Source organism: Roseateles saccharophilus, from assembly GCF_004342485.1.
Classification (GTDB): Bacteria; Pseudomonadota; Gammaproteobacteria; order Burkholderiales; family Burkholderiaceae_C; genus Pelomonas; species Pelomonas saccharophila.
The window spans coordinates 1-19,876 of sequence record NZ_SMBU01000059.1 but is presented as its reverse complement, the minus strand read 5'-3'; the positions used below and the strand labels follow the sequence as shown (position 1 = coordinate 19,876).

16 protein-coding genes are annotated in these 19,876 nt (G+C 64.3%); 1 reads left to right on the top strand and 15 read right to left on the bottom strand.

All coding sequences use genetic code 11. The annotated features are described in order from the left end of the window. Window positions 1-131: 131 nt before the first annotated feature. From EV671_RS25170 to EV671_RS25105, 14 genes are all read right to left on the bottom strand, one after another. Window positions 132-614 carry a DUF6328 family protein gene (locus EV671_RS25170; protein ID WP_132576660.1) on the bottom strand — a complete coding sequence of 161 codons (483 nt, stop codon included), beginning with the start codon at window positions 612-614 and terminating at the stop codon, window positions 132-134. A 7-nt stretch (window positions 615-621) separates the two neighbouring features. Continuing rightward, a complete protein-coding gene (locus EV671_RS25165; protein WP_132576659.1) occupies window positions 622-3,282 on the bottom strand; it encodes a heavy metal translocating P-type ATPase in 2,661 nt (886 codons plus the stop codon). A gap of 160 nt (window positions 3,283-3,442) precedes the next feature. Continuing rightward, a complete protein-coding gene (czcI, locus tag EV671_RS27880; RefSeq protein WP_132576658.1) occupies window positions 3,443-3,805 on the bottom strand; it encodes a cation efflux protein, CzcI family in 363 nt (120 codons plus the stop codon). A 33-nt stretch (window positions 3,806-3,838) separates the two neighbouring features. Then, window positions 3,839-4,030 carry a hypothetical protein gene (locus EV671_RS25155; RefSeq protein ID WP_132576657.1) on the bottom strand — a complete coding sequence of 64 codons (192 nt, stop codon included), beginning with the start codon at window positions 4,028-4,030 and terminating at the stop codon, window positions 3,839-3,841. Between the two features lie 31 nt (window positions 4,031-4,061). Continuing rightward, a complete protein-coding gene (locus tag EV671_RS25150; protein ID WP_243655881.1) occupies window positions 4,062-5,441 on the bottom strand; it encodes a heavy metal sensor histidine kinase in 1,380 nt (459 codons plus the stop codon). Next, window positions 5,438-6,121 carry a heavy metal response regulator transcription factor gene (locus tag EV671_RS25145; protein ID WP_132576656.1) on the bottom strand — a complete coding sequence of 228 codons (684 nt, stop codon included), beginning with the start codon at window positions 6,119-6,121 and terminating at the stop codon, window positions 5,438-5,440. The genes EV671_RS25150 and EV671_RS25145 overlap by 4 nt, the downstream gene beginning before the upstream one ends. A 49-nt stretch (window positions 6,122-6,170) precedes the next feature. Then, window positions 6,171-9,350, bottom strand: coding sequence for a CusA/CzcA family heavy metal efflux RND transporter (locus EV671_RS25140; RefSeq protein ID WP_132576655.1), 3,180 nt, complete (start codon window positions 9,348-9,350; stop codon window positions 6,171-6,173). 13 nt (window positions 9,351-9,363) lie between these two features. Continuing rightward, window positions 9,364-10,974: an efflux RND transporter periplasmic adaptor subunit gene (locus tag EV671_RS25135; RefSeq protein ID WP_132576654.1), complete on the bottom strand. Its 1,611-nt coding sequence runs from the start codon at window positions 10,972-10,974 to the stop codon at window positions 9,364-9,366. Between the two features lie 26 nt (window positions 10,975-11,000). Further along, window positions 11,001-12,332, bottom strand: coding sequence for a TolC family protein (locus EV671_RS25130; protein WP_165917722.1), 1,332 nt, complete (start codon window positions 12,330-12,332; stop codon window positions 11,001-11,003). A 108-nt stretch (window positions 12,333-12,440) separates the two neighbouring features. Beyond that, window positions 12,441-12,821: a cation efflux protein, CzcI family gene (czcI, locus tag EV671_RS25125; protein WP_132576652.1), complete on the bottom strand. Its 381-nt coding sequence runs from the start codon at window positions 12,819-12,821 to the stop codon at window positions 12,441-12,443. Between the two features lie 153 nt (window positions 12,822-12,974). Continuing rightward, complete coding sequence (locus EV671_RS25120) at window positions 12,975-13,322, bottom strand: CzcE family metal-binding protein (protein WP_132576651.1); 348 nt, start codon at window positions 13,320-13,322, stop codon at window positions 12,975-12,977. A gap of 177 nt (window positions 13,323-13,499) precedes the next feature. After that, complete coding sequence (locus tag EV671_RS25115) at window positions 13,500-13,898, bottom strand: hypothetical protein (protein WP_132576650.1); 399 nt, start codon at window positions 13,896-13,898, stop codon at window positions 13,500-13,502. Beyond that, window positions 13,895-14,536: a hypothetical protein gene (locus EV671_RS25110; RefSeq protein ID WP_243655880.1), complete on the bottom strand. Its 642-nt coding sequence runs from the start codon at window positions 14,534-14,536 to the stop codon at window positions 13,895-13,897. The genes EV671_RS25115 and EV671_RS25110 overlap by 4 nt, the downstream gene beginning before the upstream one ends. Before the next feature lie 339 nt (window positions 14,537-14,875). Next, window positions 14,876-15,220, bottom strand: coding sequence for a cobalt-zinc-cadmium resistance protein (locus EV671_RS25105; protein ID WP_132576649.1), 345 nt, complete (start codon window positions 15,218-15,220; stop codon window positions 14,876-14,878). Window positions 15,221-15,296: 76 nt separating this feature from the next. Between EV671_RS25105 and EV671_RS25100 the strand changes: the two genes are divergently transcribed. After that, window positions 15,297-16,652: a tyrosine-type recombinase/integrase gene (locus EV671_RS25100; RefSeq protein WP_243655882.1), complete on the top strand. Its 1,356-nt coding sequence runs from the start codon at window positions 15,297-15,299 to the stop codon at window positions 16,650-16,652. Between the two features lie 36 nt (window positions 16,653-16,688). Here the strand turns inward: EV671_RS25100 and EV671_RS25095 are convergent, their stop codons facing one another. Continuing rightward, window positions 16,689-19,640, bottom strand: a complete 2,952-nt coding sequence (locus tag EV671_RS25095; RefSeq protein ID WP_132576647.1) for a Tn3 family transposase — start codon at window positions 19,638-19,640, stop codon at window positions 16,689-16,691. Between the last annotated feature and the right edge of the window lie 236 nt (window positions 19,641-19,876).

The following is a 19,876-nucleotide window of genomic DNA, read 5'->3' as shown; positions in this document are numbered from 1 at the left end:
GTCCCGCGATGACCGCGGCAGCGTTCTCACGAACGCCCCCAACGTTCCTGGGACATCAAGCCCTGGCAAGCCTCAGACAGCGACGGTCATAACAAACGTCATCACGGCTGCGAGCGACAGCGGCTGGGCGTTCATGCCGACTGCCTCCGGTTCCAGCTCAACGGCACCAGAAGCCACATGGCTCCAATCAACAGGCCGACGATACCGGCGGCGATGTTGCCAACCGTGTGCCCCAGCACCTCGGACAGCACGAACTGCGTGGCGAGTACCAGCGCAGCCGCAAGCAACGCCGCCCCGAACAGCATCTGGCGGCTGGCACGCACTTTGAAGTTGGCGCGCTGACGCAGCGGACGCATCAGTCGGTGCTGCACCGCAGGCGCCGTGAACAGCACCAGGCTGGCTACGGACAGCATGAACGTCGCCAGGAACACGTTCTTCTCCGCCTGCACGATGCTGCGGAACCCCGGCGCAAAGGGCACGGCGATCAGGAAGGCAGACAACAGCTGGGCGGTTGGCAACAGCACCCGCAGCTCACCCAGCATGTCGGTGAGATCGCCGTCGTCATCCAACGCCTGGAAGCCGGCGGATGGCGTGTCTTCTTGGTTCACAGACATGACCGCCTCACGCCTTCTTCTCAGATTCACTTCCCGGCTCTGCCGCCTTGGCGCTCTTGTCGAACGGCTTGTAGGCCAGCAACCTCAACGCGTTGAACACCACGAGCAGCGTTGACCCTTCATGAAAGATCACTGCCGTGCCGATGCTGAGGCCCATGATGGTGGACGGGATCAGCACAGCAACGACGCCCAGGCTCACCCAGAGGTTTTGCTTGATCACCCGGCTGGTGCTACGCGACAAACCCACGGCGAAGGGCAACTGCGCCAGATCGTCGGCCATCAACGCCACGTCGGCGGTTTCCAGAGCGACATCTGAGCCGGCCGCGCCCATGGCGATGCCCACCGTCGCGTTGGCCATCGCCGGCGCGTCGTTGACGCCGTCGCCCACCATCGCCACCTTGCCGTGCTCCGCACGCAGCTTCTTGATCTCCTCCACCTTCTGCTCAGGCATCAGGTCGCCACGTGCCTCGGTCAAGCCGACCGACTGGGCAACAGCTTCCGCGACCTTTTGGTTGTCGCCAGAGATCATGATCAGCCGCTCCATGCCGAGCTTGCGGAGCTCTGCCATTACCTGGCCAGCCACCGGACGCGGCGTGTCCATGACGCCGATCACGCCCAGGAAGCGACTGCCCTTGCGCACGATCATGGTGGTGCGCCCATCCGCGACCAGCTTCTTGTTCGCCTCGTCGACGTCGGCAGGAACATTGGAATCGGGCAGCTCAGTGAACAACACCGGCTTGCCAATGTGGACCGTCTCGCCGCCCAACTGCGCCTGCACACCACGGCCGGTGATGGCCTTGACGTCGGAAGCTTGCAACAGGTCAGCCTTGTCGCCCAGGCGCTCCTTCGCACCGGTCACGATCGCAGCGGCCAGCGGATGGTCGCTGTGCTCTTCGACTGCCAACGCCACGGCCAGCAGTTCCTGCTCCGGAACACCTTGAGCCGGGACCACATCGGTGAGCTTGGGCTTGCCTTCGGTCAACGTGCCTGTCTTGTCGAAAGCGATCGAGGTCAACGTCCCCAGGTTCTCCAGCGGTCCACCACCCTTGACCAGCACGCCCCCACGGGCAGCGCGCGCAACGCCACTGAGGACGGCGCTGGGCACCGAGATGGCCAGCGCACAGGGGCTGGCCGCGACCAGCACCGCCATGGCCCGGTAGAAGGTCTGGGAGAACGGCTCGTCGATGACGAAGCCGGCGCCCAGCAGCAGGACGACGAGGGCGAGCACGGAAGGCACAAAGATGCGTTCGAACTTTTCCGTGAACTGCTGCGTAGGTGAGCGTTGAGCCTCCGCCTCGGTCACCATCTTGACGACACGCGCCATGGTCGACTGGTCGGACTTGCGCGCGACCATCACGTCCATGGCGCCGGCGCCGTTGATCGTGCCCGCGAACACACGGTTCTCGGCAGCTGCACGCTCAAAATTGCTGACCGCGGCTTTGCCGTCCTCGACTGGACGCTTGTCGACCGGAACGCTCTCGCCGGTGACCGGCGCCTGGTTGACGCTGGAAGTGCCAACCACCACGATGCCGTCCGCTGGCAGCCGTTCATTGGGCTTCACGACGACGACATCACCCACTTCCAGTTTCGCGAGTGGCACGACTTCCGTGCCCGAGGCCCTACGAACCGTGGCGGTATCCGGCGCCAGCTTGGCCAACGCCTCGATCGCGCGCCGCGCGCGTCCCATCGCGTAGTGCTCCAGCGAATGCCCCAGGCTGAAGAGGAAGAGCAGCAACGCACCCTCGCCCCAAGAGCCCAGAGCCGCGGCGCCCGCGGCGGCGACTAGCATCAGCGTGTCGATCTCGAAACGCTTGGCCCGCAGGTTCTCGATGGCCTCCTTGACTGTATAGAACCCGCCGAAGAAGTACGAGACAACGTAGCAAGCCGTCGGAAGCCACTCGGGGCCGCTGCCGTTGCGCCCGATCAGCCAGCCAGCGACCAAGAAAACGCCGGACAGCAAGGCGAAGATCAGCTCCGTCTTCTCGCCGAACAGGCCACCGTGCTCGTGGCTGTGCTCACCGTCCTCCTCGTCCTTGCCGTGGACGTGACGCTTTTCGCCGTGGGCGGCGGCATTCTCGCCCCGGCCTTTCCCCTCAGCCGCGCCCGCATCCCCATGGTCGTGCCCTGCATGCTCATCCTTGGCGGCCTTGGTGTCTGTCTCGGGTTGCTCGACTGGCGCATCACTTTTTGCCGGCGAAGCCCGAGCTCCGGCTCTAGCGCCGTCCAGATTGATGTCGAGCGCATTCAGGCGCTCCTTCAGCTTGGCTTCTTCGATGGCCGACCGGTCGTACTCGATGCGAACGACGCCGCCTGGCGATACGTCCGCTTCGATGATCCCGTTGAGCGCGCGCAGCTGCTCGGCGATGCGCTTCGCGAAACGCGCGTGCGTCGGCAGGTTCACCCGTCCCAGGACATGCGCAAACCTGTCAGTCATGGCAAGCCCTTCCGACTGGACCAGCTCACGCAGGCGGCCCAGGGAGATGACGTTGGGGTCGTAGTGCACGCATAACTGGGGCTTGCCCTCATCGACCCCGGTGACGTGAGCCTCGTCGATGCCGGGGCGGCCAGCCAACTTATCCTGCAGCCCCTTCACGCATGGGTCGTCGGTACCGTGGATGTCCGGCAGCACCAATGGCAGGTCCAGCCGTAGCTTCTGGGTATCGCTCATGAATGGCGTCGCTTTCTTGGAGAACGGCAGCCAGCGCGCGGTGATGGCTGGGATGGCTGCCTGATGGTTCGACCCGCATCCGGAGGAACGCGCGGATCGATCTGGATCGCCCGGCACATGCGGCCGGCGGCGTCACCCGAAGCGAGGCTCCGGGCTCAGATCAAGAAAGCGCCACCCATTTGGGCCGATCTATCGACGGCACCAGCAGTCTTGCGTAGGCAAAAACCGTCGTTGCAACCAGGTGCTCGACCTCAGCGGTGCGGAGGTTCAGGCTGGCATCGGAGACCACCGAGGCACAGCTCATGTGGCAAGCGATGCAATCGGCGTCCTCACCACCGGCCTGCTTGGTGTTGTCCGCCAAGCCGTCGGAGGTCTTGGCGGCGGTGCTCTCGTGCTTGTGGAGGTGATGCCCCAAGTGGCTCACCTCACTGCCCTGCTCGTGCTGACAGTAGCCGGCCGCCGCGCCCCAGACAAACTGGAACGGCAGCACCATGAGCAAGAAAATCAACAGAGCTTTACGCACCCAAAGATCCTAGCAGTGGGTCTTTGTAGGAGGCTACCGCTTCTGGCGAGCCCGTCGACGCTGCTCGCGGCGCTGTTCCCGCCGTTGCTCTTTCTTCGCCCGGTCCTGGCGGAGGAAGTAGATCAACAGCACCAGGGAGACGACGATGACGAAGACCGAGCTGCCGAAGATGTACGTTGCCATCCCAGGATGCTTCTCGCGCAGATGCTCAAACAGCTTCAGCACGGCTGAGCTCCCTGCTGATGAATCAGTGCCGTCATGACGCACTACCCCGGCTGATATCGCTCCCGCCCTGGGTGTCGACGTCCTCCAACGTAAACCCGATGTAGGTGCCCTGGTCCGACGACTCGGCCGTCGCCTTGCCCCCGTGCATGCGGGCGATAGCCGCCACGATGGCGAGACCTAGGCCGTGGTTACGGTTGGCATTGGTGCGCGACGGATCGATGCGGTAGAACCGGTCAAAGAGCCGCGGGAGGTGCTCGCCAGCGATCACCTCGCCGCAGTTATGCACCCCGATAGAGACGTGGCGCGGATCGATCCGCGAGATCCGCACCTCGATCATCGATCCCAGAGTGGCATATCGGGTGGCATTGCCCAGCAAGTTCGACAGCGCTCGACGGACCAACCCGGTGTCGACGGCAGCACGCACATCGCCGCGTACCTCAACGCGCAGGCCCGACTCCTCCAACACTGCCTCGTAGTAGTCGATCACCTCCGCCGCCAAGTCAGCCATGCTCATCGGCGACGATCGCCGCGCTGCGACGCCGCGCTCCGCGTGAGACAGAAACAGCATGTCTGCCACGATGCCGGCGATGCGGCGCAGTTCCTCCAGGTTGGACGCCAAGGTGTCGTGCAGTTCCGGCCCGGAGCGGGGACGTCGCAAGGCTACGTCGCAGGTCCCGATGAGGATGGACAGCGGATTGTTCAGCTCGTGCGCGACGTCTGCGTTGAAAGCTTCCATCTGCACGTACGCTGCATGCAGGCGGTCCAGCAAGGCGTTGAACTGCAGCAGCAACGACTGGACCTCCTCGGGCTGACCCGTGGCATCCAGGCGCTGATCCAGCCGGCTCGCATCGAGCTCGGACGTACGGCGCGCCAATGCGTTGAGCGGCGCCAAGCCGCGCTTGACCAGTACAAAGCCGGTCGCGGACACCGCAAAGGTGCCCACGACGGCCGCTGTCAGCAGCGTCCACCAAAGGCGTTGGAGCAGGCTCTCGTCCTTGCTGATGTCATAGATCAGCTCGGCGCGGCCCGCGCCACCCAGCTCATCAGGCAGCCGTACCTCGAACGCCAGCCGCTTTGTCATGGCCTCGGGCCGGCTGCGGTCGTTCTTGTCGAAGACCGCCGTGCCGTCCTGCTGATTCACGACCAACGACAGGTCGTCATGCCCTGTGAGGAAATCGCTGAGCAGGTGCTTGATGCCGGGGATGTCGTGGACCTCTCCAGCTTCGTTCAGCAAGCGCTGGACGGTGGCACGCTTCTGCAACAGGGTGTCGTCCTGGCGGCTGGCCAATGTCAGCGAGATGACGAGGTAGACCGCGCCGCAAGCCACGCTCAGGCCGAGCATGGTCTGGAGCGCGAACTGCCGGGACAGGCGCGAGCGCAGGCTTGGCGCCGTGGTGCTGAGCGCGTTCACGGCCGCTCCTCAATGACATAGCCCATGCCGCGGACGGTGTGCAGCAGTGGCCGATCGAACGGCTGGTCTAGCTTGGATCGCAGGCGCCGGATCGCCACCTCGACCACGTTGGTTTCACTGTCGAAGTTCATGTCCCACACTTGCGCGGCGATCTCGGTGCGCGAGAGGACATGCCCCTTGCGCCGCAGCAGCAGGATGAGCAGGCTGAACTCCTTGGGCGTCAGCTCCAGCCGTTGTCCTGCCCGGGTCGCCTTGCGGCGCACCGTGTCGACCTCCAGATCCGCCACCCGTAGCAGCAGCGTCTCCCCGTCGCCGCGGCTGCCACTCGCTCGCCGCAGCAACACCTGGATCCGCGCGACCAGCTCCGAGAACGCGAAGGGCTTGACCAGGTAGTCATCCGCACCACCCTGTAGACCGCGCACCCTGTCCTCGATCTGACCGCGCGCTGTCAGCATCAGGACGGGCACCGAGCGGGTGTGGCGAAGCGCCGATAGCACCGCCATCCCGTCGATGCCTGGGAGCATCCAGTCGAGGATGACCAAGTCATACTCGTTCACCGACGCCATGTGGAGGCCGTCGACACCGGAGTGAGCCACCTCGACTTGGTAGCCCTCTTCGGTGAGTCCCTTGCGCAGGTAGGCGGCCGCCTTGACTTCGTCTTCGACGACCAGGATCTTCATGAGGTCCAGCGGTTTTGCGGCCGCCGCACCGCGAAGTTCCTACCCGCGTTCATGCGATCACCTCGGCGTTGGGCTTGGTGCGAGGCGCAGTCTCGTCCTCTTCCTCATCCTTGCGGTGGGCAATCCGGTAGAGCACCGGCAGCACCAGCAGCGTGAGCGCGGTCGACGACAAGATGCCGCCGATGACGACCGTGGCCAGCGGACGCTGCACCTCGGCGCCCGTACCGGTAGCGATCGCCATAGGCACGAAGCCGAGCGACGCGACCAGCGCCGTCATCAACACCGGTCGCAGCCGGGTGATCGCACCTTCGAAGATGGCCTCATCCAGGCCTTTACCTGACTCCCGCAGGTTCCGGATGAACGAGATCATCACCAGGCCGTTGAGCACTGCCACGCCTGACAGCGCAATGAAGCCGACCGCTGCGGAGATGGACATCGGGATGTCACGCAGCCACAGCGCCACGATTCCCCCCGTCAGCGCGAACGGGATGCCCGTGAACACCAGCAGACCGTCCTTGGCATTACCGAACATCACGAACAGCAGGGTGAAGACCAGCAGGAGCGACACCGGCACAACCACTTTCAGGCGGTTCGTCGCGGACTGCAGGTTCTCGAACTGGCCTCCCCAGACCATCCAGTAGCCCGTGGGCAGCTTGATCTGCTGCTGGATAGCCTGCTCAGCCTCGGCGACGAACGAACCGATATCGCGGCCGCGGACGTTGGCACTGACCACGACGCGGCGCTTGCCGTTTTCGCGACTGACCTGGTTCGGACCTGGAGACAGTGACAGCTCAGCCACTTCGCTCAAGGGGATGAACTTGCGGGACGTTCCGTTGGCACCGGCAGGCAGCGCAACCGGCAAGCGCTTGATCGCTTCGAGGTCCGAGCGCACGTTCTCGGGCACGCGCACGATGATGTCGAAGCGGCGGTCGCCCTCGAACATCGTGCCGCCTTCCTTGCCGCCCACGGCGGTCGCCAGCGTGTCCTGAACGTCCTGGACATTGAGGCCGTAGCGCGCGGTCTTCTCCCGGTCGATCTGAACGCTCAGCATCGGCAGGCCGGTGGTCTGCTCGACGTTGACCTCGGTGGAGCCCGAGATGCCCTTGAGCACGCCGGCAATCTTGCCGGCGGCCTCGTTCATCACGTCCATGTCGTCACCGAACACCTTGACGGCCACGTCCGAACGCACGCCAGAGATCAGCTCATTGAACCGCAGCTGGATCGGCTGCGAGAACTCGTAGTTCTGACCCGGGAGCTTCTCGACGTCCGCCTTGATCAGTGCAGCCAGTTCGTCGCGCGTCCTGCGAGGCTCAGGCCACTCGGACTGCGGCTTGAGCATCACATAGGCGTCCGAGATGTTCGGCGGCATCGGATCGGACGCGATCTCGGCGGTGCCGGTGCGGGCGAAGATGCGCTCGATTTCCGGATGCTTGTTCTTCAGCGTGCTCTCAAGCTGCTGCTGCATCGCGACTGACTGCGTCAGGCTGGTGCCCGGGATACGCAGCGTCTGGATGGAGAAGTCCCCTTCGTTCAGGCTCGGCACGAACTCGCTACCCATGCGGGTGGCCAGCAGACCGGACAGGAGCACCGTGACGACCGCAACGGTGATGACCAGCGGCTTGGCGTTCATCACACGCAGCAGTGCCGGCTCATAGGCGCGGCGCGCCCAGCCCATCAGGAAGTTTTCCTTCTCGGAGACCTTCTTGCCGATAAACAGCGCAACGGCTGCTGGCACAAAAGTCATCGACAGGATCATGGCGCCCACCAGCGCGATCACGACGGTGAACGCCATCGGGTGGAACATCTTGCCTTCCACACCAGCCAACGCAAAGATCGGCAGGTAGACGATCATGATGATCAGCTGACCGAACAGCAGCGGACGGCGTGCCTCCTGCGAGGCAAGGAACACTTCGTGGAAGCGCTCGGACCGCGTCAGTGGCCTGCCTTTGTGCTCCTGCGCATGCGCCAGGCGTCTGACGCAGTTCTCGACGATCACGACGGCGCCGTCGATGATGATCCCGAAGTCGAGCGCTCCCAAACTCATCAAATTCGCGCTGACCTTCTGGTTCACCATGCCCGTGAACGTGAAGAGCATGGACAGCGGGATCACCATGGCGGTCAGGATGGCCGCGCGGATATTGCCGAGGAACAGGAAGAGGATGACGATCACGAGGATCGCGCCCTCCAGCAAGTTCTTCTTGACGGTGCTGATCGCCTTGTCAACGAGGATCGTGCGGTCGTAGACCGTCACTGCGTGCACGCCGGCCGGCAGGTTCTTGTTGATCTCAGCCATTTTCTTGTCGACGGCCTGAGACACGGTGCGGCTGTTTTCGCCGATCAGCATGAAGACCGTGCCGAGCACGACCTCCTTGCCGTTGTCAGTGGCCGCGCCCGTACGAAGCTCACGGCCCAGCTCGACCGTGGCCACGTCCTTGATGCGGACTGGCACGCTACCTTCATTGCGCAGCACCACGTTGCCGATGTCAGCGATGGAGCGGACCTGACCGGGGGCACGGATCAGGTACTGCTCGCCGCGGCGCTCGATGTAGCCCGCGCCCACATTGGCGTTGTTCCGCTCGAGCGCGTTGACGACATCCGCGAGCGTGATGCCGTACGAAGCCAAGCGGCTGGGATCCGGTGCGACGTGGTACTCCTTGGCGTAGCCACCGATGGTGTTGATTTCGGTCACGCCGGTCACGTTGCGCAGTTGCGGCTTGATCACCCAGTCCTGGATCTCGCGGAGATCGGTGGGCGTGTAGGGCTCGCCATTGGGCTTCTTGGCGCCGGGCTTGGTCTCCACGGTCCACAGATAGATCTCACCGAGGCCGGTCGAGATCGGGCCGATGTCCGGGTCCACGCCCGCCGGCAGCTGACCTCGCGCGCTCTGGATGCGCTCGTTGACGAGCTGGCGCGCGAAATAGATGTCGGTGCCGTCTTTGAAGATGACGGTGACCTGGGACAGGCCGTAGCGAGACAGCGACCGGGTCTGCTCGAGTCCGGGCAGGCCCGCCATGACCGTTTCGATGGGATAGGTCACGCGCTGCTCGGTTTCCAGCGGTGAATAGCCGGGCGCCTTGGTGTTGATCTGGACCTGGACGTTGGTGATGTCGGGGACCGCGTCGATGGGCAGCTTCTGGTAGCTGAAGACCCCGAGCGCGGCCATGCCGAACACGGCCAGCATGACGAGCCATCGGTGCTCAATGGCAAAACGGATGATGCGTTCGAACATGTGGACGCCTCTTTCAGTGCGCGTGCGAAGCCGACGCTTTGCCGGCCTCGGACTTGATGACGAAGGCGCCGGAGCTTGCGTACTGCGCCCCGGCCTTCAGCCCGGACTTGACCTCGGTACGCTTGCCGTCGCTGCGGCCCAGCTCGACTGGGACCGGCGCGAAGCCGCTGGCGGTACGCACGAAAACGATCGACTTGCCTTCCATCGTCTGGATGGCATCCGACGTCACAGTGACTGGGGCCTGGGTCTCGCCGGCGGACAGCTCGACGTTGACGAACAGGCCCGGGCGCCAGGCGGTCTTCGGGTTGTCGACGACCACGCGAGCCTGCGCCGTGCGCGTCTGCTCGCCGATCAGCGCGCCGACATAGGCGACCTTGCCGATGGCCGTCTGCTCGAATGCAGTCGTGCGGATGGTGACGTTCTCGCCAATGCGCACCTGCGGCAGGCTGCTCGCAGGGACATTGATTTGTGCCCAGACCGAGCGCAGGTCTGAGATGGTGAACACGTTGACGTCCTCACGAACCTGTTCGCCCAGCGCAATGTGTTTCTCGACGATCACGCCGCTGAAGGGTGCACGCAGCTCGAAGCGGTTGAGCGAGGAAGAGTCCGGCGAGGCGCCGATGGCGTTGAGCTTTTGGCGCGCGTTGGCGACTGCAATCTCCGACTCACGCATGGCCTGCTCGGCCTGCTGCACATCCTGCTGGGGCGAGATGCGCTGCTCGAACAGCTGCTTCTCACGCTCATAGGTCGCGCGGGTCAGCTGAAGGCGCTTTTGCGCGGCCTGCAGCTCAGAGCGCTGGTCAGACACGCTGGCGCTGCTGATGACCGCAAGCACCTGACCCTTGGTGACCTGCTGACCCAGCGAGACGGCGACCGACTCGACCACGCCGCCAACGCGAGGCACCACGTGTGCCGTCTTGTCCTCGTTGAACGCGATCTCGCCGGGCAACTGCAGCGCCGTGCGGATTTGTGCCGGCCCCGAGCTTTCGATGGACACGCCTGCCGTTTTGATCTGCTCTGCCGTCATCGTGACGGCGCCCTCGTCCTTCTCGAAAGGGAAGCTGAGTGGACCCTCAGCCGCCTGGAGGCTGACCGCCCCCTTGAACAGGTGCGGCTCCTCGATGGTCTTGGCACTCACGAGGGCGCCGCCCTGGACCGTAACGGAGATCTTTTCCGGATCCTGTCCAGGGCGTTCCAGCAGGATGGCCATCTGGTCCGCGGTGATCTTCACCGGCTTGCCAGCGTTCGTCACCCACACCTTGATGCGTGGCGCTCCGCCTTCCTCGGCAAGCAGCATCTCAACGGAAAAACCCCTCTGCACGCCAAGGATGTCGCCGCCGTTGGCGCCCTTCTTCGCCTCCTCGTGATGCTCGCCATCGGCATGGCTGTCAGCGTCCTTGTGGCCCTTCTCGCCCTTGGCCTCGCCGTGGTGCTCATCGTCACCGTGGCCTTTGGCTTCTCCGTGGCCGTCGCCCTTTTCCTCTGCGGCAGGGGCACTGCCGCCCAGGCGAAGGATGGAGACAGTGCCCACGGCGCCCAGCGCCAGGACGACCGCAATCGCGATCATCTGCTTCTTGCCAAGCGAAGCGCGCACGCCCTCGGCGGTGTTTTGGTTGAGTTTCATCGTCGATCTCGAAGTTGGATTGCCTGTCAGGGGAGGTCGGCGGTGGTGGTGCCGAGTTGGCGGTCGATCTCTGCGGCCGTGCGGTGCACCTGCGCCACCGCCGTGAAGTACTGGCTGCGGACCTGAAGCCATGTGCGCTGGGCATCGAGCGCATCCAGGAAGCTGAACTTGCCGAGCTCAAAGCCGGTCCTGGCGGCCTCGTAGGCGCTCTGCGCCCCGGGAAGCACTTCCCTGCGCAGGGCTTCCACCTCTTCCTTGCGGGCCTGCAGCAGGTCGGCCATCTGCAGCAACTCAGAACGCAGCCGCAGTTCCTCGGCCTGTGCCGTGGCCTGGGCGGCATCGCGGCGACGCAGGGCTTCAAGCTGGGTGCCCTGGTTGCGGTCAAAGAACGGCAGCGGCACGGAGACGGTGAACACCGGTTGATTGCGGCCGAGGTCCTGCGCCCGGCGAGCGCCAACGCCCACCGTGACGTTTGGAACGCCGTTCGCACGCGCCAGACCGTAGGAGGCCTGCGCCCGCTGCACCTCGAGCAGGGCCCGGCGCACCGCCGGCGCATCGGGCAGGCGCGCCATGATGTCTGGGGCTGAAGGAGCGACCGGCAAATCGTCGACATTGCCGTCCAGCCGCTGGATGGAGCCGTCTGGCACACCCATGACCGCGGTCAGCGCCCGAAGTGCCGCCGAGGCTTCGGCCTGGGCCTGGCGCAAATCAATACGGGCCGTCGATGCGGCGACACGGGCGCGCGTTTCTTCGGTAGGGGATACCTTGCCAGCGGTTACCCGACGCGTTGCAGCGTCGGCACCGCTGTTGGCGATGCGCAGGGACTCCTCGACCACCTTGACGCGTTCCTGAGCGGTCAACGCGTCGAAGAATGCCTGAATGGCTGAGGCCCGAACGTCGGCGCGGCGTGCGACAAGATCCACCGCCGCAATGTCCTTGCCGCGCTGCGCAACATCGACGCGCGCGGCACGTTTCCCGCCCATCTCCAGTGTCTGACTGAGCTGTACCGTCGTGACCCGGGTGCCGGACTTGACGTCTTCCTGGTCCACGCCCAAAACGGGGTTGGGGATGAGGCCCGCCTGCCGCACCGTGCCGTCGTTGGCATCCAGCTCAGCCGCGGCGGCGCGTAGCGTTGGGTTTTGGGCCATCGCCGTGTCAACGGCGGACCGCAGGTTCAGAGGTGCGACCTGTGACGGAGCTTGCGGCGCGATCTGCGGTGCTATGGCCGCGCGGCCCGCGACCGAGGCCTGGGAAATTTGGACGTCAGCCGCAACGGGCGAGACGGACCCAGACGACTGCGCCTGGGCAAGGGAGGAGATGAGTGCCGCGCATGCAAGCGGCACGAATGTTCTGCGCATCGAAAACTCCAGGGTTGTAGGGACAACGCGAGGTCTTCGGCGAGTGCAGCGGTGCGGCCAGGGCCGCATCGGTCGAGAAGGGGTAGGAAAGTGACTGCGCTCGCCGAATCAGGCGACGCGCCAGTTGGGGCGTTCAAGGAGATCCGGCCCGCGCGAACGGAAGGCCTGGTTGGACGCGGTGTCCACGATGAAGGCGGCTCGGGCGTCGAACGTCATCGCGACGGACACCAGTGGCTTCGCCAAACTCAGGTGGCAGTACCCACAGTCGTTGTCGCCCACAAGCTTGATGCTCTTGGACGCCGACTTGTCGCCGAGATGCTTGCCGGATGCCTTGGATCCAGCGTCTGCGGCGGCCTCATGCTCATGGACGTGATGCCCGATGTGCGACTTGGCCGGTACCTGTTCGTGCTGGCAATAGGCTGCCGCTGCCGACCAGGCGAACTGGACGGGCAGCACAAACAGCAGGAGGATGGTCAGCCAGCGACGCATGCACCGGATTGTGTCTTGAATCTGTGAATGGAGGGTGAATCGGAGATTTCCGATTCGGTGAAATCGTTCGCAAGGCGCGTTTGCTCTGCCTTACCGGAAGGTGTCTGCGCGATCCGCAGCCCGGTCCCGACCGCGGATCGGAGGCAGCCGACATCAGGCGCCTTCGCCCTCGTTCCTGGACACGTAGACCGTCAGCTTCTTGTCGCTGAAACCAGCCGGTGCGATGTCGCGCACATCGAGGGCGCGGTGGGTGGCGGAGTTGAACTTCCAGGTGAAGCTCTTGGCAGCGCTTTGAAAAGTCACCACGTCACCGCAGTTAACGTTGATGGCCTTGCCAGCATCGACATTGACGACACGGGCGTTCGGCGTGGCAGCGACCGTTTCGCCGTGCACGGACTTGCCGTTGATCATCACTTGGTTGCCGCCGGTGGTGGCCTGGGCAGCACCGACGACCAACAAGAGGCCGGCGATCAGGGCGGAGGCAGAAGAGGTGCGGTTCATGAGGATTCCTTCTTCGGCGGACGGGTCGCTCGGGGGAGCCACCTGAGACGTTCACCATGGAAGGAACTTTAGAGATTCGACACTGACGAGAGGCGTGCCTGTCCCATTACAAATCTGTCATCTACCCCGGAACAGCCGGCGGCGCCGCGTTGATGGGCTACGTCCCCATCGGCAAGTTCACGGTGAGAGCAGCACGCTCACGAGCGAAGCGTTGCGGTGGGCCACCATCAGCGCGGTCCGGGTCCAACCGTCGGCTCTGCCCGCTGCAGTCTGCACGCTGGCCACTTCGAGCACCTGCTTGAGCTGGCGAGCCGCTTCCCGGATTTCGGTCGCGTCGCGCTCGAGAGAGATCGCCAGCCTCAGTATCTCGACGTGTCGATCAGCCTTGTGCAGATGAGAGCGGAGTAGGCGCTGCCAGGGCTTGTTCGGTGGAATCTTGGATAGCAGGCCCTGCACGATGACGTCCACGTCACCGATGCCCTTGCTGAGGGCTTCGAGATGCGCGGCCGCAGATTCGGGGGGAAGGTCAGGCTCAATGTGTTCCGTCCTGCTGTCCTGGCGGCTCAGGTCCCTCATTTCGTTTCACCCGGATTGACGTCGGCCACCAGCCGACTCTTCAATGCCTTGTCCCGAAGGGCCGGCCCGCCGATCTCCATCCGGTACGACTCGCCCCAGAACCAGAGGCTGCCCACCAGGTCAACGAACAGCACCTGGCCTGCCTCCCCGCGAAATTCAAGGTCGCCCCGGCCCTTCTTCCACTCAAAGGCAAGGCGGTGCGTCCCAGGCGTCAAGACGAACCTGACCAGCGAGGCGGGCGTGGTGGACACCAGGGACCCGCCGTCAAAGGCCAGGTTCACCACGTTCACCGCGTCTCCCCAGCGGTTGCGCACCACGTAGACCACCAGCTTGTCCGGCACCGGCACAAACTGCTTGGCCTGTGCGTCTGCCGTCAAATCCGGCACGGCCCCGGGCGTGCAGGTAGGCCGCGACCCAGAATGCGTCTTGGCGTGATAACAATACCGGCCATCAGCCGCCTTACGAGGTGGTTCAGCGCAGCCGGTAAGCTGCACCCCGCTCAAGGCTGCGAGGCTCACCATCGCCGTGCGCCTGTCTACGCTCAACACGAACTTACCGTGCGAGCGCGAATCGCCATGGTTGCTTTCGCCGTCGTGGCGATTCACCACACTGTGCAACAAGCGTTCCAAGATTCCCATTTGAAGCTCCTTGATGGTGCGGCAGCGCCGCGCTATCCAATATTTCCCGTGGACCGCCTCCAAGCAGAGTACGCAGCGCTCGTCCGACGATCGTTCGCCGTGCCGGTATCGCTTGAGGGTCCCAACAGTTGGGCATGCCGCGGCGGTTTGGCAGTCCGCATCCCGCCCACCAAAGCATGCGCCGACCGCGTCATCCATGGTTGCCGCTAAGACCGGTGCGAGAGAGCCCAGAGCACCGCATGCGCAGTCGCTCCACACAAAACATCCGGTAGCAGGGACCGGCCTCATGTCCGGCAAGGTGTCGGCCAGGTCAAGCGAGGGCGTGCGCGTCTTTTCCGGTCAGGCGGCGCACTCTCTGGCCGGTCTTTCTGGCAGCGCAGGGATGTGCGACGGGGGCTCCAGCGGCTCAAAGCTCCTGAACTGAGTCAGTGGAGCTTCGAGGGTCGCGAGAACCCCCAAGCTTGGCAAGCTGAAGCCGAAATGGCACATGTCGCAATCGGCATGGGTCATGCTCCCAGCCTTGGACTGCTCTGTTGCATGCGCTGTGCCCGAGTGCTTGTGGTCGTGATGGCCAAAGTGCTCGGCTGCGACGCCCGTCTCGTGGGCGCAATAACCCGATGCCGCGACCCAGGTAAATTGCAGCGGCAGCACGATCAGCAGCAGATAGACGATGACGCGTCGCACGTCGCAAGTTTAGCGATCAGCCTGGCAGATGAAAGGGCCGCAGACAACTACGCACGAGGACCGTGACGACTTGCAGGTGTTGTGGCGGAGCCCTAAACTTTTTCCGTGCGAGCATCTAGCGGTCCATCTTCTGAAGTCAACTGGCCCTGACGCAATCGAGGACTATGTCCTTGCTGCGGACCGAGAGAACACGGTCCGCAGCTATGCCAATGCCCTCAAGCATTTCGAGACGACCTGGAAAGGCCTGCTGCCGGCCACCAGCGACAGCGTCGCCCGTTACCTGGCAGAACACGCCACGACGCTGAGCATCAGCACGCTGCGCCAGCGCCTGGCCGCGTTGTCCCGGTGGCACGCCGACCACGGCTTCCCCGATCCGACGCGATCTGCGCTGGTCCAGCGGGTCTTCAAGGGGGTCCGGGTCAAGCACGCCATGCCCCAGAAACGAGCCAAGCCCCTGGAGCTAAAGATCCTGGAGCAGGTGTCAGACTGGCTGTTGGCGTCCCAGGCGACGGCCGGCGAACTCGGCCGCAAGACCGAGGTGCTGCGCCGCGCGCGCGACCGTTCGCTGTTGCTGCTCGGCTTCTGGCGCGCATTTCGCGCCGACGAACTCACCAGCATGCGCATCGAGGAGGTGCAGGCAAGGCGCGGTGTCCGCTGGACCTGGCGTCCCCGGCGCACCAAGACGGTAGCGGAAGGGGAAGACCGCGAGTTCACGTGCCCAGCTTTGTCACGGCTTTGCCCGGTTGATGCGTACGTCGACTGGATCCAAGCCAGTGGACTGAAGTCAGGCCCGGCGTTCCCCGCCATCGACATGTGGGGCAACGTCTCCGACAGCGCGATGCAACCTCAAGCCGTGATTCCGCTGCTGCGCCGGATCCTGCAAGACGCCGGCGTTGATGCGGCCAGCGCCTACTCGAGTCACTCGATGCGGCGTGGCTTCGCGAACTGGGCGACGTCCAGCGGCTGGGATGTGAAGGAACTGATGGAGCACGTGGGCTGGCGTGACGTTGGCACCGCCATGCGCTACATCGACGCGTCCCAGGACAAGTTCAAGGCGAAGTTCGAACAGGGCCTCGCGAAGTCCGCGCCTGCGGCTGCAGTCACAACAGCACCGGCGCCCACAGAGCCTGCGCCGTCCGAACAGGTCGCCGTCGTTCACCTGGGGATGCTCCTGACCAAGCCTGGCGGCTCGCGCAACGGCACGGAGCGCGTGCAGCAGCAGATCGAAGCAGTGCACCTCAAGAAGTACGGCGTGCGGCAGATCGACCGGGATGGCAGACGTTTTGTGCTTCGAGTGCCTTTCCGTGACCGCGGTGCCCTGGACAACACCATGTTGGAGCTGCTGGACGAGCTGTTCCGCACCGCCAGCAGCTGCAACTGCCTCCTCGAGGCGTCGCTGCACGAGCCTGCGACCGACACGACCTGGGACTGATCTCGACAAAGGCCTTGGCTGACCGCAGAGGCGCCCTTAGGCAGCGGCGCGGGCGCGCCTCTTCGACTCCTTGGCCAACAGCGCGTCCGCAAAGGGGTCGAAGTTGAACGAGATGATCCCGCGAAAGTTGATGTGTTCGAAATGCACCGGACCCATGCGGCGGATCCAGGCGTCCTCGGTAGGCTGCTTCCTTGCACGCCATGTGTCGACCACCTCCTGCATCTTCATGGTGTTCCAGGCGATCACGACGTTGGTGAGCAGCGTGTGCGCGCCGGAGATGGCCATCAGCTCATCGCTGCGGCGGGCGCGCGTGACACCGATGCGCCCGTGGTATACGGCGCGCGCCAGGAAGTGAACCGACTCGCCACGGTTCAGCAACGCATGCATCTCCCGCCGAAACTCCGGGTTGGTGAAGTAGTCGCACAGGAAGATGGTGCGCAGCAGTTTGCCGAGCTCGTCGGCGGCCGCATGCACCGGGTCGCCTTTGGCCGCGCTGCCGAGCCGCGAGAGCGCCTCCCGGGCGGTCAGCTTGCCTTGGCGGATCGAGGCGATCAGCCGCAGCAGTCCGTCCCAACCCTCCCGGATCTTTTTCAACGACACCTTGCCGACGTTCAGCCGCTCCAGGTCTTCGGGCACCTGGGTGCCCCAAGGCAAATAGATCTTGCGCTCAGACAAGCGCTGCAACCGAACGCACAGATCGAACCCAAGCAGCTTGGAGATCGACATCGCTGCATTGGTGTAGCCATGGGTGTCGACCGCCAGCAGCTGGAGTCGGATCTGGTCCTCGCGTCGGGAGACGTTGTACGCCTCGGCACCGTGCACGGCGCTGCCGGCCTGGCGATCGTTGAGGACGATGGGCTGGTCGTAGAAGAGGCTCCACGTGTCGCTCATGTGGACGTAGATGCCGATGCCGTGGGTCTTGCGCCGATGCTCGACCCGTGCGCTGTACAGGTGGCGCGACGTATCCAAGGTCATCGCATCCGCTGAGGCCTTCTCGCCGCTGCCCCACAGCGAAGCGATGGGGAAGGACTGCTGGAACTCGACGACGACGTTGTTGCCATCGCGCAGCCGGCCTCGGGCTTCCATCGCCCGCATGGCCGCCGTGATCTGGGGCACCTGCAGGCCCGGGATCATGGCGCACACTCCCTTGGCAGTGTTCTCGGTGCCATGCGCGAACAACGCGCCGTACAGCGCCTTGAGTTCGTCCAAGGTCTTTGCCCGGCGGCCCAACAGGACCTCGCTCAACCCGGTTTTTGCGTCGACCTCGACAAGCATTTCGGCGAACTGCTGGTTGCCAATTTGCTGGAACATGGTGTCACGCGTCCGCGTGACCTCCGGCTCGACCTCCAGCGCCTGGATGGGGTCGATATGCATCTCGCCCTTGTTGTCGACGGTGACGATGCCATTCCTGATCGACTCGCCAAGCTGCTTGATGCATTCGTTCAGGCGGGAGAGAACGCGCTCCAGGTACTTGTCCGGGTCGTCGGTCAAGCTCAGCGCTCGGATCAGGGATTTGGAGTTTTCTTCCCATTCCTTGGGCGGGATCAGTTGCTGCTCCTTGCTCTGGTGCTTGGTGCTATGGGCGATCCAGAGCTTGCCGGCGTTGACGCCTTTGCGGATGGAATTCATCGCGCAGGCCCTGAGGGCGGCCAATGCCTTCTTGCGATCGGGGTCCGCCAGCAGGTTGTGCCACGAAGGATCGGCCATCGACAGGTCGAAGTCGTCGGGCAGGGTCGTAGCGCCGCGCTCGTTGAGAGACTTCAGCATTTGAAGCTGCTGCATCGCCTTCTCGTCGTCGGCGCCGCGGATGTCCAGGATGGACAGCGAGTTCAACAGCGCGGTGACGCGCGGCGCATCGTCGTTCACGAGGGATTCGCGGATCAGCGACGCCCGTGTGCCGGAGAAATCCGGCTCATCCTTCGGCATCAACTCGCGCAGGGCGGCAACGATCTCCTTGTCCTTGAGCTGGCCGTCGTAGAGGATGGACTTGACCTTCACACGTTCGGCACGAAGGTCGACGGCCGTGCCGGCTTGCTTTTGCATCACTCGGCCGGAGGCCTTGCGATTGAGGTCGACGGCGCAGCGGCCACCGACATCGGTGGCCATGTCGTTCAGGTCGAGCAGCGTGACGTAGATGAAAGCGCACAGCTGCAAGGCCTGTTGCTGTTCACTGAGGCGCTTGGTATCGGACGGCGCGCGAGCGACCACCTCCTGGCTATAGGCCCGTAGCCGTGCCAGTGGCACACCGTCGAGCTTCCACTGTTCGGTGTCCCATTTCTTGACGCACTGAATCTTCTCGATGATCTCTTTGAGCGTGGCGCGGCCGTGCCTGCCAGGCGGGGTGCGCAGCCATTCGAGGATGGTGACACTGCCGGGGCCGGGTCGCTTGGTAAACAGCTCCCGTATCGCGGCGCTGCGGTTGGCGGCTGGCACGCCGGTCAGCACCGCCTGGATCGCTGCGGCTTCATGGGCTGCGAAGGCCTCGCGCCCGAGGTCTCGGATCACGCGGTCGCTGGGCAGGACTCGCCGCTTCTCGTAGAGCCACATCTCGCCTTGCTTGACCAGGTCGTCGACTGAGATGGCAGTGGCCGACAGTTGGTGCAGCGAGTCGAGCAGGGTAGCCTTGACGTCGTCGTCGACAAGCTGGAAGCCAGCGCGAGTTCTGGCCCATTCCTTGTGCTGACCGCTGGTGTGAGCGTCCTTGTACAAGGAAGCGAGTGAGGCGATATCCGTCGCCCGCATGCCCATGGCTGAGGTCATGTAGGCGAGAAGCGCCTTCGGGATGCCGGTCAGCGCATCAGGGGAGCGGCCTGTGGCCCGCAGCACCACCAGCTGGTAGGCGGCGCCGATGCGGGCGTTGCCCCGGAACCCGTTTTTGAGTTCGAGGAGGTCGTCAGCGCTCAGGCCAAACGACTCTTCAACGTCGCGCGCGGACAGAGTCTTGGGAAGAACATCCCGGCCGACGAACCGCAAGTGAAAACTGGGCAACCTCGTCTCCTCACGGCCCGGGCGTTGTCAGGCCTGGCGCAGGAGACTGCCTAACGCGTTTGTCACGCCCGAGACGGGAAACAATTACGGGAATACCCGCATCCCTTAACCCCAGTCTGTGCACCTAAACCGAGATCACCCCGCTCCTGGGTCTCCCAGTCCAGCCACTGCGCCACACGCGAGGCGGCCTCGGGATCGGTCATCACGTCGGCCCAGTGGGCCAACAGGCCGTGCAG